Source organism: Streptomyces sp. ATLC9 (assembly GCF_057196705.1).
Genome location: NZ_JBXUOY010000677.1, coordinates 1 through 219, shown reverse-complemented (window position 1 = coordinate 219; position 219 = coordinate 1). Strand labels below are relative to the sequence as shown.

Here is a 219-nt window from a genome sequence, read left to right as displayed (position 1 = left end):
ACTGGTCAATCTGGCGCAGACGCCACCAGGCAACAGCCCGACACAGCCACTACCGACGACGATCCGTCGACGAACCCGCTGGATAGATCACGAAACCGCACTGGAGTACTAAGAGGATGTCTCATGTGGTGACTGCGGTCAGCCGTTTGTAGCAGGTCAGGGCAGCTGCGAGGCCGAGGAAGGCGAGGAAGTGTTCGCCCTTGCGCTCGTACCGGACGG

At 61.2% G+C, this 219-nt stretch carries 1 pseudogene; it reads right to left on the bottom strand.

Annotated elements, in window-relative coordinates:
• Window positions 1-121 precede the first annotated feature (121 nt).
• Window positions 122-219 (bottom strand): annotated as a pseudogene (locus tag AC2CJA_RS27600) (IS5/IS1182 family transposase); the annotation flags it as partial.